Annotated in this window: 14 protein-coding genes; 7 read left to right on the top strand and 7 right to left on the bottom strand. The window is 34.7% G+C overall.

Features of this window, described 5'->3' with window-relative positions:
• Positions 1-146: 146 nt before the first annotated feature.
• From ABWU50_RS03380 to ychF, 6 genes are all read right to left on the bottom strand, one after another.
• On the bottom strand, positions 147-2510 hold the full coding sequence (locus ABWU50_RS03380; RefSeq protein ID WP_353275224.1) for an ankyrin repeat domain-containing protein: 2364 nt from the start codon (positions 2508-2510) through the stop codon (positions 147-149).
• Between the two features lie 444 nt (positions 2511-2954).
• Complete coding sequence (gmk, locus tag ABWU50_RS03375) at positions 2955-3563, bottom strand: guanylate kinase (RefSeq protein WP_253308926.1); 609 nt, start codon at positions 3561-3563, stop codon at positions 2955-2957.
• The gene (locus ABWU50_RS03370; RefSeq protein WP_353276348.1) at positions 3547-5352 is read right to left on the bottom strand and encodes a pentapeptide repeat-containing protein; all 1806 of its coding nucleotides are present in this window, start codon (positions 5350-5352) and stop codon (positions 3547-3549) included. Before ABWU50_RS03370 ends, gmk begins: the two co-directional genes overlap by 17 nt.
• A complete protein-coding gene (locus ABWU50_RS03365) occupies positions 5345-6529 on the bottom strand; it encodes an ankyrin repeat domain-containing protein (RefSeq protein WP_353275222.1) in 1185 nt (394 codons plus the stop codon). The genes ABWU50_RS03370 and ABWU50_RS03365 overlap by 8 nt, the downstream gene beginning before the upstream one ends.
• Positions 6530-7017: 488 nt before the next feature.
• The gene (locus ABWU50_RS06850) at positions 7018-7212 is read right to left on the bottom strand and encodes a hypothetical protein (RefSeq protein ID WP_410529686.1); all 195 of its coding nucleotides are present in this window, start codon (positions 7210-7212) and stop codon (positions 7018-7020) included.
• Positions 7205-8299, bottom strand: a complete 1095-nt coding sequence (gene ychF / locus ABWU50_RS03360) for a redox-regulated ATPase YchF (RefSeq protein ID WP_353275221.1) — start codon at positions 8297-8299, stop codon at positions 7205-7207. Before ychF ends, ABWU50_RS06850 begins: the two co-directional genes overlap by 8 nt.
• 118 nt (positions 8300-8417) lie before the next feature.
• Between ychF and ABWU50_RS03355 the strand changes: the two genes are divergently transcribed.
• Positions 8418-9515, top strand: a complete 1098-nt coding sequence (locus ABWU50_RS03355; RefSeq protein ID WP_353275220.1) for a hypothetical protein — start codon at positions 8418-8420, stop codon at positions 9513-9515.
• Positions 9516-9600: 85 nt separating this feature from the next.
• Positions 9601-10773, top strand: coding sequence for a CCA tRNA nucleotidyltransferase (locus ABWU50_RS03350; RefSeq protein ID WP_353275219.1), 1173 nt, complete (start codon positions 9601-9603; stop codon positions 10771-10773).
• Here ABWU50_RS03350 and ABWU50_RS03345 read toward each other — a convergent pair.
• Positions 10757-11707: a hypothetical protein gene (locus ABWU50_RS03345; RefSeq protein ID WP_353275217.1), complete on the bottom strand. Its 951-nt coding sequence runs from the start codon at positions 11705-11707 to the stop codon at positions 10757-10759. The genes ABWU50_RS03350 and ABWU50_RS03345 overlap by 17 nt on opposite strands.
• A 659-nt stretch (positions 11708-12366) precedes the next feature.
• On the opposite strand from ABWU50_RS03345, the gene ABWU50_RS03340 reads away from it, so the two are divergent.
• The 5 genes from ABWU50_RS03340 to ABWU50_RS03320 all read left to right on the top strand — a co-directional run bounded on the left by ABWU50_RS03340 (position 12367) and on the right by ABWU50_RS03320 (position 15788).
• Positions 12367-13464 (top strand): type I glyceraldehyde-3-phosphate dehydrogenase, encoded by a 1098-nt coding sequence (locus ABWU50_RS03340; protein ID WP_353275215.1) that lies wholly within the window; start codon positions 12367-12369, stop codon positions 13462-13464.
• Complete coding sequence (tatC, locus tag ABWU50_RS03335; RefSeq protein ID WP_353275213.1) at positions 13461-14219, top strand: twin-arginine translocase subunit TatC; 759 nt, start codon at positions 13461-13463, stop codon at positions 14217-14219. The genes ABWU50_RS03340 and tatC overlap by 4 nt, the downstream gene beginning before the upstream one ends.
• 145 nt (positions 14220-14364) lie before the next feature.
• Positions 14365-14634 (top strand): hypothetical protein, encoded by a 270-nt coding sequence (locus ABWU50_RS03330; protein ID WP_353275212.1) that lies wholly within the window; start codon positions 14365-14367, stop codon positions 14632-14634.
• A gap of 3 nt (positions 14635-14637) precedes the next feature.
• Positions 14638-14769 (top strand): ankyrin repeat domain-containing protein, encoded by a 132-nt coding sequence (locus ABWU50_RS03325; RefSeq protein WP_353275210.1) that lies wholly within the window; start codon positions 14638-14640, stop codon positions 14767-14769.
• A 215-nt stretch (positions 14770-14984) separates the two neighbouring features.
• Positions 14985-15788, top strand: a complete 804-nt coding sequence (locus ABWU50_RS03320) for a hypothetical protein (RefSeq protein WP_353275209.1) — start codon at positions 14985-14987, stop codon at positions 15786-15788.
• The last annotated feature ends 112 nt before the right edge of the window (positions 15789-15900 follow it).

The following is a 15900-nucleotide window of genomic DNA, read 5'->3' as shown; positions in this document are numbered from 1 at the left end:
CTCACTTCAACGATTGTCTACTATTTTAAATGTTTAGTTTTAAGAAAGGATAAATATTGGTATATAGCTAAAGTGAACAGGTGCAAAATGTGCTATACCGCGGCGCTAACGAGTAGCGGAATGACGGCATATCAAATTGTAGCTAGCTATAGAACGTTCCCTACTAGCTTATTCATGAATTGACGTAGTATTGATAAATCGCTCATTTTAGTAGCTGGGTTTTCTGTATATTCTGATTGATTTTGTTGTCTTTTTGCTGCTAGGTCTTCAGAATCATTTCCTAAATTCTGTTGATCATTGTCAATAGGGTTCTTCGAAGCTTGATTCTGCTCTGTTGTTGAATTAGAGCGATTTTTGTCGTTAAATGTGTCCTGTGCTTTGTTGGTTGATTTTTCAAAAAGTTTCTTAATACCACTAAATCCTAAAGTTAAAGTAAGACATATAACTCCAGCAGTAGCTATGATAGGAATGGCTGCTCCAATTGCCATTTGACCCTGAAAGAAAGCAAATGTTACCATTGCAATAACAGTAATTGTTATCGTGATTGCTAACAGTTCGCGGGTTCTTTTTGCTGGATCTATGAATCCTGCTACAGCAGATGCTGCTTTTTCTATAAAAGAACCTGCTTTTTCAATGCCAGACTTGCATTTTTTTGAAGCAGTTCCACAGTGGTATTTTTCCTCAAGCTTCTCTTTTAGTTCTTTAGCTTTCTCCTGTGCTTTCTGTGGAGTCCCTGAATAATCTTTTAGATCTCGTAAAGTTAAATAGTACTTTTTAGTATGGAATTCTGGATCTTTCAGCTCCAGAGAACAGGGATCAGCGCCTATTTCTAGCAGCATTGTACAAAATTTTGTTGTATTGTCATAAGCAGTTGCTGTATCAAAAATTGTTCCTTGCGATAGGTATTTGATACTTCTTTTTTCTGCTTTTTTCTTTAATGCCAATTCTAGGGGTGTGTTCTCTTCTCCATTAGGTGCATTCACAGCCTCTCTTAATTGATCTTCAGATATTTTTCTTTCTTTTACTAAACCTAAAATCAATTCCAAACATGCAACTTTTTGTCTTCCTTTGAATGAAGCAATATAGTGAAGAGCATTTTTTCCATCTTTATCTTGCACAGTAATATCTGCACCGTTTTGTAGTAATAGCTCTAGGGTTTTATATCTCTTAGTTTTCTCAAATTTCTTAAGTGATCGGTTCTCACTCTTCTCTTGTATGCGCTGGAGTACCAGATGGAGCGGTGTTTGCCCTTCTTTTTTATCATTTACAGCTTTTATAAATTGTTCTTTTTGGCTTGCTTCTAGCAATATATGGAGAAGTTCAAGTTTTTGTTTTGTTTCAGGTTTAACAATCAAGTGTAAAGCATTATTATCATCTGTGTCTTTAAGGCTAATATCTGCCCCTTTTTGCAATAGTTCTTTAAAAAGTTCTTTATCATTATTTTTAATTGCTAAATGTAATTGATAATTATCATTACTATCTGGAGTATTTATGGTACGTGGTATAATTTCTTTAATTTTTGCTTCTGTATTGATTTTTATTTCTGGCTTTAATTTAGATTTCTTTCCTTGCTCTGCTAATTTTTCTAAGAAATTACGATAGTATGTCTTTTGCTCTTCTTTTAAGCCTTGTAATTCTTTTGTAGATAATCCTAAATTATCAGAGCTGGCTCCATGCTCTAACAATTTTGTAAGAAACTTAAGTGTGTTATCATTATTTTGGATCGTATGAGACTCATGTTTTTCTTTTGTTATCTTGTTAATTAGTGCCACCTGAAGAGCGTCCTGATTTTCACTATTAATGAGTTGTGCTAAATCTTCCTTGGTGACCGTTTTTATTAGGATACCCAGAAACTTGCATTTCTGTTTCTTTTCGAGCGATGCAATAAGGTGTAAAATATTACTTCCTTTTTCATCTTTTATGCTGCTAATATCCGTACAATCTTTTAGATATTTTCTAAATTTCCTGTTATTTCCATTTTTGATCGCTTTTAGTAATTGAACATTATTATTCGTTATTCCGTTGCTTATTTCTACTTCATGATCATCTTCAACATCGCTACCGTAGCCACTCTCTGTTTCACTGTCCCTACGATCATTTTGGTTGTGGGTAAAACAATATTTGCTATTATAAGTAATTTCTGAAATTGCTTGCTTTACTCGCTCTTTTGTTTCATTTGGTGTTTTTTTCGATCGTTCTATTACTTCATCTAGCACTGGAAGGAAGCATTGGACATAATACCTATAATATTTTTCTTGTTCTCTAAGTGATTCTTCTAATTTAGTTAATACTTCAGAGCTAGCACCTTCCTCAAATAACCTTTTGCACTTCTTGAGGGTTCCATCTTGACCTCTTGGTTTTTCACGCTTGTGTTTTTCTTTTTTTACCTTTCTCTCTATAGTGCCATACAATTGCTCGTCTTTTCTATCCTGCTCTCGCTTTTTATTTTTATCTATGCATTCGTCTAATTTATCTGCATTAGTAGCTAGTGCGCTTAGATCTATACCCATACTAAAACCCCAATATTAAAAGCTATTTAAGTTGTCAGCACTAAACTAACAACCAAGAAGTTTGACTTTTAAATTGAGCTAAACGTTGTATATGTGATCAAAATATAGGTGGAAAGGCAGAAAACTAGTTTCTATTAGAAAATCTGTTATCATAGTCAAATCCTCACTTGAACAGTTGTCTACTATTTTAACCATTTAATCTTAAAAAATAATAAATATAGCTAAAGTGAGTAACTGCAAAACGTGCTACTGGCTAAAATATAGCTAAACTGACTTACGACAATTTGAAAAACCGTCATTCCGCTACTCGTTAGCGCCGCGGCGGTATGACGGTCCGCTACGTGTTAGCGGAATCTATGCTGAGATACCGCGAATGAATCGCGGTATGACGGTTCGCGGCGGTATAGCTATAGGATAAGAAACTATAGCTGCAGATCGATGCTTTTATAAATCTTCCAGACTTGGTTTTTCTTTTAGTTTTTTAAGTCTTTCTTTATTTAGTATGGAGCTTATCTCTTCTACACTTTTATCAATATCATCATTGATTATTACATAATCATATTTATCACGTTTGCTTATCTCTTTTTGAGCTTCGGCTAATCTGCGCTCTATTTCATCCGCACTGTTGCTATTACGCTTTTGCAGGCGTAACCTCAGCTCTTCCATTGAAGGGGGAAGTATAAAAACACTTACAACTTTTTTTCTCATGAGCTTGAATAAGTGAAATGCCCCTTGCCAGTCTATGCTTAGTAAAACGCTTATTCCACTGCTTAAGTTTTGCTCTATAAAATCTCTTGGTATACCATAAAAATTCTCAAAAACTTTGGCGTATTCAAGCATCTGACCAGCTTCGCATAACTCGTGAAATTTTTCTTCGGTAACGAAAAAATAGTCTTTTCCATTTATTTCGCCAGAGCGAGGCTTGCGCGTAGTCGTAGAAACAGACCTAACTAAATTAGTTGATCGCTCAAGTAATTTTTCTGATATAGTAGTTTTTCCAGCTCCAGAAGGAGAGGATAGAACCAATAATATGCCCTCACTTTTTATGGTCATTTTTCTTTGCATTTTTTAATATGGCGCTTTTTGGATCAGAGTTTAAAAAGCTAGAACCTTCTAAATTAGAATTTGATAAGTTGGCGCCAATGAGAGAAGAGTTATCAAAGACAGTATAGCGCAAATCGGTTTTTTCAAGATTTGCCTTATTCAAATTAACGTTTACAAACTTTGCTCTACTCAATGTTGAATTAGAAAAATTAGCATTTTCTAAATTCATATTCTTAAATTCAAAGTAAGAATAATTTACATTAAATTTTTCACCCTGTGATATTTTCTCTTGCAAATCTCCAATTGAAGTTATAGCATTTTCTAACCCTGCAAGTTTTTTCTGCCCTTGATTGTCAATCAAAATTGAATTATCAAACTTGCAATCTGTTAAATGAGCATCAGCAACTGAACTTTTATATATGCTTGAAGAGTGAAAAGACATATCACTAATTGTTGAATTGCTCAAATTGCTAAGAAAAAAGCTAGTTTTCCTAAAGGCATTAGCGTGAAGCAAAGAAGATCTGAAATCGCTTTCAATAAAATTTGAATTAGTTACTTTTAAATTGGACCAGCTCGAATTATCAGCTAATAAATTAAAGAATGTTGAATTTTCTATTTCACTGGAATCAATATTATGGTGAAAAAGTGTACTGTTATAAACTTGAGAGTCTTGGATTTTTATCTTATACATTGAAGTTGTAGAAAGGTCTGAATCTTCTATCTTCGCAGAGGTGAATAGTGAATGGTCAAAAAATGAGCCATTCATGTCAGAATTCGCAACTTTAGTATTATGAAACTTTCCGTGACGAATGTCAGCATTAGAGACATTAACTTGATGCAGTTCACTAAAACTAAAATCAATATTGGATAAATCAGCATCCTGAAGACTTGCTCCAGAAACATATACATGTTTTATCTTGGAACCATTTAGTATAGATTGAACAAAACTTGAATTATCGTCATTCACATAGGAAATTTGTGTGTTGCTTAAATTAGCTTCGTCAAAGTTACTGTTAATTATGATAGAAGAATTAAGGCAGGCATCGGAAAGATTGCTACCTGTAAAGTCTGATTCTTTTAACTCTGCACCATATATGTTAGCATTTTTTAATGAAGAAAATTGTATCTTTAATTTATATGCATCCACTCCAAAGAAACTTGCATTATCAAGGTTATTTTTCTGCATAACAGTATCGTTTATTTCACTATCATTAAAATTTACGTAGCTAACATTCGAGTTTGATAAGTTGGAGAGATTCATTTGCACATTCGAGAAATTAGTATGCAAACCAATTACGTTGTGCATACTTACTTTTTTGAGATCGGAACTGATAAAATCAGCATAACTAACATGAGACTGATCAAATACGATATCTGTTAAGTTTGCAGAAACAAATTTTGTAAAACTCAAATTTGTACCTTTTATTTTAATGCCACGTAAATTAGCATTGGAGAAATTAGCACCACGTAAATCAACATCAATGAAAGACACGTCGGATAAATCGGTGTTAGAAAAATCAGCACCAATCAGACTTACTCCATCAAAAACAGATCCACTTAGGTACAATTGGCTAAAATTAGCTCCATTTAAGTTAGAGCCAAAACCTTTCTTAAAATCTTCTGGCACGCCCTCTTTGTGGCACTGCACCAAAAATTCAGCAAAGTCTTTTTTACTGTAAGATACGTATTTTGCATCATGTAGAGCGTTTAAAAAATCACTAATCTGATTTTTTTCATCATTTGTTTCGTTTCCATAACATAAATGACCAACTAAAATTAATATCAAAAATCTAATCATCTTGCTTATCGCAATGCGACTCATTGTTTTCTTTTGTTTTCACAGCCCAATCGTAAATTGCTGAGCTTTCTTTATTGTCTATTTTTCTATCCTCCAAAAGGTGTGGCATCATTTCGGCAATCGCATTTATTATATTGATCTGCTTTTTTTCGATTGCTATATCAATTGGGGATTGAAAATTATTATTAACTACTCTAAGATCAGCGCCTTGTAATAAGAGAAAGCGCACTATGTCTACCTCACCTTGTTTAACTGAATAAATGAGAGGAGTATCACCCAATTTATTTCTAAACCTTAGTATCTCTTGAGTTGTTAATCCAATTTTTTCTAGCTTACTCATTATTCCTCTTAAGCAAGGTAAGTTATTTTTCTTAATACAGTAAAAAAATTGCTTACTGTAATCATCAATAAATACAGTTGTAGGAAGATGCTCATTAAGGCTATCATATTGTCGTTTATATATTGACTTGCTTTGTATATCTTTATGACCCCATTCTTTTATTGGTTCTCTGTTTAGCTTTGTCCATTTTTGTAAATTTTTCTTTTCACTTTGCTCTTCTTCATCTTTTTTAGTTATAGGTTTTACTCTATTGCGGTCCTTAGAATTATTACTTATTCTTTTTACTTTTTTTTCTTCAGACTGACTTCCTACTTCTTCTTTTTTTTCTTCTAATAATTGACTCGCATCACTTTTTGAAAGTTCATTATTTTTTGTATCGATCTTCTGATCAACTTGTAGATTTTTTTGCGAATCGGCTACATTTTCATTTAAATCAACACTTAAAGGTAGAGCAAAATTTTTGCCCACTTCTTTATTGATTGTGTTTGGTGAATTTTGGACGAATTTATCTGTGCTTTCTTTTGGCAGGTCATCTGGCAAACCTTTATCAATCCTTTCACCTTCACTTATAGTTTTTTCAACCACAGAAGCTTTATTCTCGTTGTGTTGCAGTTTCTCTTTATCGGTTACTCTTTTGCTCTCAGCCTCTTGTGTTTGTTTAGCATCGACGTTGCTTTTCAACTCATCTTTTTGATTTGTGCTATCTTGCTTCCTTACACCTACATTTTCGTTTTTATGAACTGATTCAATTTTCTTTTCTTCAAATTGCTCTACAGCAAATAGGCTCAGTGATCCAAATACAACAACTAATAATACAAAGTATAAAATACTCTTCATAAATATTCCAAGCATAAGCTTAATTAAGATGATACTATAATCAAATGATTAATCTACAGTAAAAAATGCCTTAGGATTTAATTTATAAAAAAACAATAGATTTTTTGTATCTGTTCAGGGGCATCGCAAATATTGAAGCAAAGTGGTCAGTGCTTACTGTACGAACATTGTGATTTGAGAGCAATCTCCGCTAGGGAGGATGTCATCCCAGTGCCCTGACTACTTGGATCCAGGAATTTTGATTAGAGATTAAGTTGGTGAGTATAAAAGTAGCTAACCTTATGTTAAAACACAATATTTTTGGTGAGGGGTTGTATTAAAAGCTGGATTCCAGTGTCGAGCACTGCCGTCATAAAGGAACCAGTGTCAGCTACTTGCATGACACCCTGACAACCGTCATCCCGCTACTTGTTAGCGGGATCTATGCTAAGAGATACCGCGAATGAATCGCGGTATGACGTAGGACTGCTGTCATTCCAGTCTGGAATCTAGTCTTTACTGGGGAGAAGAAACTCTCTTTCTACAGTGTATCCGTTTAGGGGAGGTATCTGTTCAGATGCATGGCTAATGTACAAATATTGAAACAAAAATTCCAGTGCTCCCTTTCTTGTCATCCCAGTGCCCAGACACTGGGATCCAGAAAACTTAACTTTAAATAAGTGGCTGCATAATAAACTACACATTAAACCTAAAGTGTATTATATCGCCATCTTGTACGATATAATCTCTGCCTTCAAAGCGAATTTTTCCTGCGTCTTTGCAAGCTGATTCACTTCCATACTTTATGTAGTCTGCAAAGCTTATAGTTTCTGCTTTTATGAAGCCTTTCTCAAAATCAGTGTGGATTACACCTGCTGCCTTATCAGCTGTTGATCCTACTTTTACTGGCCATGCCCGTGCTTCTTTGGGGCCCACAGTAAAGAAAGTTATCATACTCAGCACTTCATACATAATACGCGCTACTCCATCAAGGCCTGATTCTTGTAAGCCAAATTCTGACAAGAAACTCTGTTTTTCCTCTTCACTATCAAGATTTGCAATATCTGCTTCAAGTTTTGCTGAAATGCAATAAAATTTGCTTTTATTTTCCTCCGCCATTCTCTCTACCTTTTGAGATAATTCATTGCCAGTTATAACATTTGTATCTTCAACATTGCAAACGTACATAACGGGCTTTGTTGTCAGCAATTGAAGTGACTTCATTTCGGCTTCGTCCATGTTTTCCAAACTTCTTGCAGGTTTACCGAGTTTTAAAGTAGCTAATACCTCTTGCATTAATTCAAGTTGTCTCTTTAGCTCTTTATCACCTTGTTTTGCTTTCTTTTCCAATTGAAGAAGCCTTTTTTCTATGCTGTCAATATCAGCTAGGATTAATTCCATTTCCACCACTTCAGCATCTGATATTGGATCTATTTTACTCTGTACATGGCTGATATCGTCATCCGTAAAGCACCTGAGCAGATGCACGATGGCATCAACTTCTCTGATATGGCTTAAAAATTTATTGCCGAGTCCTTCACCTTTGCTTGCGCCCTTTACAAGACCTGCAATATCCACAACTTCTAATTGATTATAAATTATCTTCTCTGAACCGGCAATTGCTGCGATTTGTTTCAAACGCTGATCTTTTATCGAAATCTTGCCTATATTTGGCTCGATTGTGCAGAAAGGATAATTTGCAGCTTCGGCTGCACTTGACTCTGTAAGTGCATTAAATAAAGTTGATTTTCCTATGTTTGGTAACCCAACTATACCACAGTTAAAGCTCATATTTGCTATTTAAAGCCATGATTATTGCACAATTTAAGAATTTCTGCTATACTTAATTAGTTACTTATTGACAGTTTTGTTGGTATAGTAATATATAGCTTAAATTAAGGTAAAAATTATGCTTCAATCTAGGGAACGGAAATTACCAACTAATAGCCAAGTAGTTAAGTATAATACTGCGGGCGATGGCAATTGTTTTTTTCATGCTGTGTTTGGTGATAATAGCTCTGGTCCATATAAAGCTGAAAGAGCGCAAGATATGAGAATGGAATGGCACAAATTTTTAAGTCAATTTACATCTTTAGATGATGTAAGTATGCCAGCTCCTTTAAGAGCTCAGCTAGAAAATGTTTTTAATATGTTTTTAAACAAGCCAGGGGATTTAACTGGTAAGTCTGATAGAATAAAGGAGTTGGTTGAGCAAACAAATAGGAAAATTAAAAATGCTGAAGGTAATGTGAAGAGGTTAGTAAGTAAAGCTGTTAGCAAATTTAATATATCGCATGATCAAGCTATGCGTGATTTAAGAGAATATGCAGAGGCTCTTGGTGAAAATGAGTATAATGTCCAATATAACAGTGAATTTATTACACGCTCATTTCTTGACAAACCTGAACTCTATCAAGCCTATCTAGAAGCAATAGAAAGTAAAAGTTATTTTCCTTTCATTGGAGAAATTAGTATGTTAGCTTCTTTAGCTAACATTGAAATTAATGTCTACTACAAAGATAATAATAGCGAGGAGCAAAAAAAGTTTGAGCCAGATCCACAAATGATAAATAATGATGATCAGTTAAATCAGGTATTTAGTCGTGAGAGTTATAAATTAAATGACGAGTTATGGGGTAGTAAAGAGCGAGAAACAATATATCTTGGAGGGAATCATTACTCTAGAGCTGAAATTGTAACTCAAGAATTAATAAGACAGCAGCAAGAGCAAGAAGACTTTCTATTAGCAAAAAAACTTCAGCTAGATGAGATCTTAGAATATTGTAACGTTTCAAAGGATATCTCTGAGAGAGCAGAGGTTGAAAAGAGATTTGATGAGTTATTGGTAGAAAATGCTAATGGAAAAATTTGTGATGTTGTAGAGCAGTGCGTTAGTGATATAAAGCAGCGCATAGAGCGCTCTGAGAAGCAGAAGTTTTTGAGTCCATCGTGTAGCATGGAAGAACCAAGAGTAACACCTCATCAACAGCAGGAAATACTTGCATAGCAAATTTTCATAGCCCTGTATATTTTTATATAGGGCTTTTGCAAGCATTTCATATAATATGCACTTGCAGTACGTACTAACCTAAATGCAAGTTGACCATGAAACTAGTTTAATCATCGATGCCATAGAGAAATTTGGTGGTGAGGCTAGGCTTGTCGGCGGGTGTGTGAGAGACTCAATTTTGCAGCGTGATGTCCATGATATTGATCTCGCTACTAATTTGCTTCCTGATCAGGTGATGAAAGCGCTAAAACTCCGTAATATAAAAACTATTCCAACTGGCTTAAAACATGGGACTATAACTGCGGTTCTAAATCAAAGATCTTTTGAGATCACAACACTAAGGCATGATGTGAAATGTGATGGCAGGCATGCGAAAGTAGAATTTACTAATAATTGGCAAGCTGATGCTTCAAGGCGTGACTTTACATTTAACGCTCTATATGCAGATAAGCATGGCCATATATATGATTACTTTGGTGGTATAGAGGACTTAAAGGCGCGAAGGTTAAACTTTATAGGCAACGCTGAAGATAGAATTGAAGAAGACTATCTACGTATTTTAAGAGCATTTCGTTTTCATGCAAAAATATGTGTCGGAGATTTGAGTGATGAAATACTAAGCGTATGCAAAAAGCATTCGCATATGATCCAAAACCTCTCTGGAGAGAGAATAAGAGATGAAATACTTAAATTGCTGGAGTGCAATGATCCTTTTCCAACACTTAAGAGCATGCAAGAATCTGATGTTTTGCAAAAGATTATCCCAAAAGAAGTAAAATGCGAAATTCTGTCTTCGTCACTTCTTTTCGGCACTGATGCACTAGTAAAATTAGCGTTACTCCTTAGGACCACCAAAAATGACAGGCTAAGTCTTGGAGAATATGTAAGCAAATTTTTACGTCTTTCAAACAAGCAAAAGAAAAAGCTGCTATTTTTACTATCCAACGATATCAAAACAGAACTTTCAGAAAAAGAGCAGAAGAAGTACATATCTTTATTTGGTAGGGAACTATATTGTGATTTAGTAAAAATTTGTGGTGTTGAGTCTGGAGAAAATGTTGATGAATACATTTCATTTGCTAATACATTCAATATTCCAAAATTTCCCTTATCTGGTGATGACTTGATAAATATAGGTCACCAGCCAGGAAAAAGTTTAGGTAGGAGCTTGGAGTTGCTAAAACAACATTGGGAAGACAGCTCCTACACTTTAACAAAAGAGGAGCTGGTGCTTTACGCTAAGAGCCTACTCTAACTGCTTTCCGACTGTTCAATGAATGTATGCTTGCAATATTAGTGTGACTCATCGAGGAATTAGGTGTGTATTCTTTTTTAGCTTTTTCTGTTAATTGGTATTCGTTTACTCCTCCTTGAGTTTGATTACACATTTTCTGATCTGGAGATAAAAATTTATCTCTTATACTTGGTGTCAGTTGTAACTCTTGAATCTTATCTGAAAAAAATCTCATTCTAGCTTCTACTAGCTCTTTCACAACAATTTCTTTAAGTAATTTTCCTGAGTCGTTATTATTATTATTTTTGCTATTAAAGCTGTGCAAGATAGAATCTCTAGTTGCAACTGCATCTTTTTCGTTAAAATTTAATTTTTTCATGCATTGCTTAACAGAAGTTAACAACTTGGCTTTTAACGTGCCATCTCGTGGTTCTTTACCTACATTTTCTCCAATGTTACAATGTTTGTTGACAACTTCTTTAACCTTGGCTTCTATGATCTCCCTTGCGGATTGTTTTAAATTACTTTCTAATAATTTAAGTAATTCTTTACTTTCAAATTTTCCACTATTTTTATTTGATAGAGATTTTATGGTTTCATCAAGCACGTTATGGCAAAAGTGCTTTTCTTTAAATTCAGGAAAATTTTCTTTCAACTCTTTATTTTTATCAGATAAAAAGTCATCAAGATTCTTATCCCTAAAAAGCTTATTGGGCAAGTTCCGCAATTTTGAAAGGGTTGATCTACTAGAGCTAGTAGTTGATTTTCCAGTAGATACTGCGCTTACCAAACTCACTGTATCTGACGCTTTAGTTTTTGTTTGTCCTTGTGATTTTTGAGTTTCTTCATCAATATCTTCTAACCTTTTATCAACATTCTTTAACTTTTCTTCCAACTTTTGTTGTTCTTGATTATTTAACAGTTGTTGTTGCATTATTTTTAATTGTTCTTCCATGTTTTCTTTTTCTCCCTGTAGTTTCTTAATATCAGCTTTCAGATGATGTTATGAAAGTAGCTGACACTGGGATCCAGAAGACTTAATTTCAACCAAATAATAAAGGCTAGATTCCAGACTGGAATGACATCATAGGGGCACTGGGATGACAGCAGTCCTACGTCATACCGCGATTCATTCGCGGTATCTCTTAACATAGATCCCGCTAACAAGCAGCGGGATGACACCTCTCTTGGGCTCTTTTAGCTACAAACATTAAGAAATTTACTAAACGAAAAAAAAGGCAAAAGAAGCCCCGTGGTGCGAGTTTTGACTCTATATTACTGTAAGTGGCGCTGTAATAATGTGCTAACGCTTAAAATAAGCGCGATTTGGCTGAATGTAGAAAAAATTTAAAAGACATGCAGCCGCTATAATTTTATGTAATCCGCCAAAAAATACCCTAAGTTTTTTACTGAATTTTGTCATTGAGCCTGCAGGTCAAAAACAAGTTTTGAGTCAGAAATACCCTTAATACTACAATAAGGGGGCTGGCGGAGTTTGTAAAGCAATTTTTTAGCCCTGTCTCCTTGCTATAATGTTCATATCGATAGAAAAGCAAAAGAATAGAATGAAATATCAAGTGATATCCTCTATAATTAAATTTTTTGAATGAAGAGATGACGATTCGTGTAGGAATTAATGGTCTGGGTAGAATAGGCAGAGGCGTATTGCGTGCTATTTTCGAAATAGAAGAATATAGCAAACAAATAGAAGTTGTAGCTGTGAATGGATCGCTCAGTGCAAAGCAGCATGCACATTTGATTAAATATGATTCTGTTCATGGCAAATTCAGTGGTGATATTGACTTTAATGAGTCTCAAAATTGGCTATCTATAAATGGCAGAAAATTTTCTTTATATAGAGAACGGAGCCCTGAAAATATTCCTTGGAATGTTGATGTAATACTTGAATGTACTGGTGCATTTAACAAGCGTGAAGAAGCAATAAGGCACAATGCAGAGAAAGTGATTGTCTCTGCTCCAGTTCCAGATGCTGATGTAACTATAGTTTATGGTGTGAATAATGATATGCTCAAAAAAGAGCATAAAGTAATATCAGCAGGTTCTTGCACTACAAATTGCCTTGCTCCGATTGTGAAAGTCCTACACTCTAATCTAGGTATAAAAAGTGGCTTTATGACTACTATACACGCCTATACGAATGATCAAAATGTTCTTGATGGCAATCATAGAGACTTATGCAGAGCAAGGGCTTGCGGATTATCTATGGTGCCAACTACAACCGGGGCAGCAAAAACAATCGGTTCTGTAATTCCTGAATTAAAGGGAAAGCTAGATGGCACTGCCGTCAGAGTTCCAGTTAGCAATGTTTCTATGGTTGATTTTAAATTTACGACTGATAAGAAAGCGACCGTTAAAGAAATAAATGAAATGTTTAAGGATGCAGCTCTCTCCTCTACGTCATTCCAGCGCGTGACGCTGGAATCTAATTTCTGGATCCCAGTGTCAAGCACTGGGATGACATCAGAGGGTACTAGGATGACAGAGGGTTCTCCAATGTCAAATGTACTTTCTATATGCACGGAACCTTTAGTTTCAATAGACTTTGTGCATAACCCTTATAGCGCAATTGTGGATTCAACTGGTACATATGTCACAGGCGACATCTGTAGAGTTGCAGCGTGGTATGACAATGAGTGGGCTTTTTCGCTGAGAATGTTAGACATAGCATTATTGAGCCATAGTAAAGTATGAATGGAAACCCAAACAAATATGCTTCATTTTGTGAGCACTTTGCGGAACTCAGAAAAAGAGTTATCTTTTGCTTTCTATTTTTTTGCGTTACTTTTGGTTTTTGTTACTACTTTAAGGAAAATATATACCGTTTTTTACTTGCACCTTTAATAGAAGCAACAAAAGATAGCGAAGGTTTTTCTTTAATTTACACAGACTTAACAGAGGCATTTTTTGTGTATCTTAGAGTCGCAATAATGAGCGCACTTTTGTTTTCTTTTCCTGTGTTTGCATGGCAATTCTATATGTTCTTAGCACCTGGGTTATATAAAAGTGAAAGGGCAGTGTTGTTGCAATACTTAATTGCAACCCCGGTTTTATTTGTAACGGGAGCTACTGTAGTCTATTACTATATATTTCCTTTAGCCTGGAAGTTTTTTATCAACTTCGAACACAGTGGTAAATCCTTCGATATACCGATAGAGTTTATGCCATCAGTTAGCGAATATTTAGACCTCGTTCTCCAATTTATGTTTGCATTTGGCACTGCATTTCAAATTCCAGTAATACTCACATTGATGGTGAGAGTAGGGTTACTCACTACACAAAGTTTGTCAAATAAACGTAGAATCGCAATAGTGGTAATTTTTATTATTGCTGCAATCTTAACTCCACCTGATGTATTAAGCCAAGTAGGGCTTGCAATACCAATGCTGATTCTATATGAATTGTCCATTTTGATATGTAGGTATATTGAGAAGAAGGCAAAGGTTTGAATAAATATGTATTTGTAACGTTCTTTTTCGAGCACGAGCACCTTTTTCTTGCTTAAGCGTGTGTGATCATTACTAATAAGACTTTTTGTATTTGATTTTTTACATAAAATATGCAATGATTAAATTATATTACTTTAGAGAAATTATGAACACTGGAGATAGTAGAGCTTCTAATGATCGGGTAAGAAGATTTGTTGATGATATGGAAAGAAGCTTGTTGGATAGAAGATTTAATGCGGTAGAAGTTGTGAATACTGATGATTGGGAAAGAATATTTAATGCGATAGAAATTGACAATAGCTTAAGTGAGCATAATGTAATCGATAAAATAAAGGAAAAATTACGAGATACATCTATTGTATATAAATTGTGGAAAATGGATAACTTTAATATAAATTATAAATTTATTATATAACATATGTACTGTTCTTCAAAAGAAAGCTTGCTGGATATGGCTGCTGTAAACAGGAATCCAAAAATATTACGAACTCTATTAGATAAAGGAGCTGATATCAACGTACAGGTCGAAACTGCTTTACGTGGGACCTAGGTTCAGTTCGTCGGGTAGATGGCCATGACAGGGTTCGTAAAGAGGTAACAAAGCCTCTAATAGCACATGAAATTAAGTTAAAAGGTTCCCGAGCAGAGAAGCCAAAAATTTTTATACAATACAATCATGAAAGCTTTTTTTCTGATGAAGAACTCAGTTCTTGTTTAAAAGAAGAGTCGGAATATTGGGATAGGTGTCTAGATGAAGTAGAAAAAATGAAAAAAGAAAAGATTGGTAATAATGTTACATTCTATGATATTTTGACAGGCAAGAATGATGAATTAGCATCTCACGTACGAAAGGCAAAAGCATTGGAAGATGACTATAAAAGTAAATTTCCTATATATGCTAACGATCTAGAACGTCAATTCAAAATAGGAAATCAGAGACTGGATGCTTTAAATGCAGGCGAGATAGTTACTAGACATTTTGATGGTTTTATGCGGAAAGAGGGTCCATTCAATTTAAAAATCGCTGAATATTTAAGTAATGAAGATATAAAAAACTTGAGAAAAGCAGCAATCCAAACTATGGATGAAGATGATTGTAAACTTGGAGAGCCTGATAAAGATGGAGAAAGTCCATCAGATGAGGATGTAGCTGCTCAGTTACTTACTGGTGCAAAGAAAGATACACTAGTAACTGAGGTTGCAGGTAATGAAGGGTTACAAGAAGCTGTAGTAGGCAATCAAGATTTAAGAACTGCAGTAACAAACACTTTGAAGGATGATGGAAATTTTCAAGCTGCTGTAAAAGGAGATCCTGATAAAGAAGCACGTAAGTCTTTAGAAATTGATATCATTTGTGGTGTTATAGCTGCATTGGTAGTCGGTATTGGATGTGGTGTTGCCGGTGCTCAATTATCAATATTGGCTATAGCTGGTATAGCTGTAGCTGCTGCGCTGGCAGTTGGACTTGTTGCTGGTGGTATTACATATGCAATATCAAAACCTAGTAATAAACTAGATGAACTAAACTTAAACAAAGAGCAAGCGAGTGCTGCTCACTCTAGATACTAATATATAATACTTAAAGAGATACTTTAACACTTTCTCTTAAGTACTAATCTGGAGGTTCGACAAGTTGCTGTTTAAAAGGTTAGGAAGTAGTTTTATTAGCATTGAAAATTAC

Source organism: Wolbachia endosymbiont (group A) of Pipizella viduata, from assembly GCF_964028555.1.
Classification (GTDB): domain Bacteria; phylum Pseudomonadota; class Alphaproteobacteria; order Rickettsiales; family Anaplasmataceae; genus Wolbachia.
Note: the sequence above shows the minus strand (reverse complement) of the source record. Positions and strands in the feature narration are given on the sequence as shown.

What these genes read in the sequence shown, in the direction of transcription:
- ABWU50_RS03380 (WP_353275224.1), bottom strand. Translation starts at nt 2,510, where the DNA reads ATGGGTATAGATCTAAGCGCACTAGCTACTAATGCAGATAAATTAGAC.
- gmk (WP_253308926.1), bottom strand. Translation starts at nt 3,563, where the DNA reads ATGACCATAAAAAGTGAGGGCATATTATTGGTTCTATCCTCTCCTTCT.
- ABWU50_RS03370 (WP_353276348.1), bottom strand. Translation starts at nt 5,352, where the DNA reads ATGATTAGATTTTTGATATTAATTTTAGTTGGTCATTTATGTTATGGA.
- ABWU50_RS03365 (WP_353275222.1), bottom strand. Translation starts at nt 6,529, where the DNA reads ATGAAGAGTATTTTATACTTTGTATTATTAGTTGTTGTATTTGGATCA.
- ABWU50_RS06850 (WP_410529686.1), bottom strand. Translation starts at nt 7,212, where the DNA reads ATGTGTAGTTTATTATGCAGCCACTTATTTAAAGTTAAGTTTTCTGGA.
- ychF (WP_353275221.1), bottom strand. Translation starts at nt 8,299, where the DNA reads ATGAGCTTTAACTGTGGTATAGTTGGGTTACCAAACATAGGAAAATCA.
- ABWU50_RS03355 (WP_353275220.1), top strand. Translation starts at nt 8,418, where the DNA reads ATGCTTCAATCTAGGGAACGGAAATTACCAACTAATAGCCAAGTAGTT.
- ABWU50_RS03350 (WP_353275219.1), top strand. Translation starts at nt 9,601, where the DNA reads ATGCAAGTTGACCATGAAACTAGTTTAATCATCGATGCCATAGAGAAA.
- ABWU50_RS03345 (WP_353275217.1), bottom strand. Translation starts at nt 11,707, where the DNA reads ATGGAAGAACAATTAAAAATAATGCAACAACAACTGTTAAATAATCAA.
- ABWU50_RS03340 (WP_353275215.1), top strand. Translation starts at nt 12,367, where the DNA reads ATGACGATTCGTGTAGGAATTAATGGTCTGGGTAGAATAGGCAGAGGC.
- tatC (WP_353275213.1), top strand. Translation starts at nt 13,461, where the DNA reads ATGAATGGAAACCCAAACAAATATGCTTCATTTTGTGAGCACTTTGCG.
- ABWU50_RS03330 (WP_353275212.1), top strand. Translation starts at nt 14,365, where the DNA reads ATGAACACTGGAGATAGTAGAGCTTCTAATGATCGGGTAAGAAGATTT.
- ABWU50_RS03325 (WP_353275210.1), top strand. Translation starts at nt 14,638, where the DNA reads ATGTACTGTTCTTCAAAAGAAAGCTTGCTGGATATGGCTGCTGTAAAC.
- ABWU50_RS03320 (WP_353275209.1), top strand. Translation starts at nt 14,985, where the DNA reads ATGAAAAAAGAAAAGATTGGTAATAATGTTACATTCTATGATATTTTG.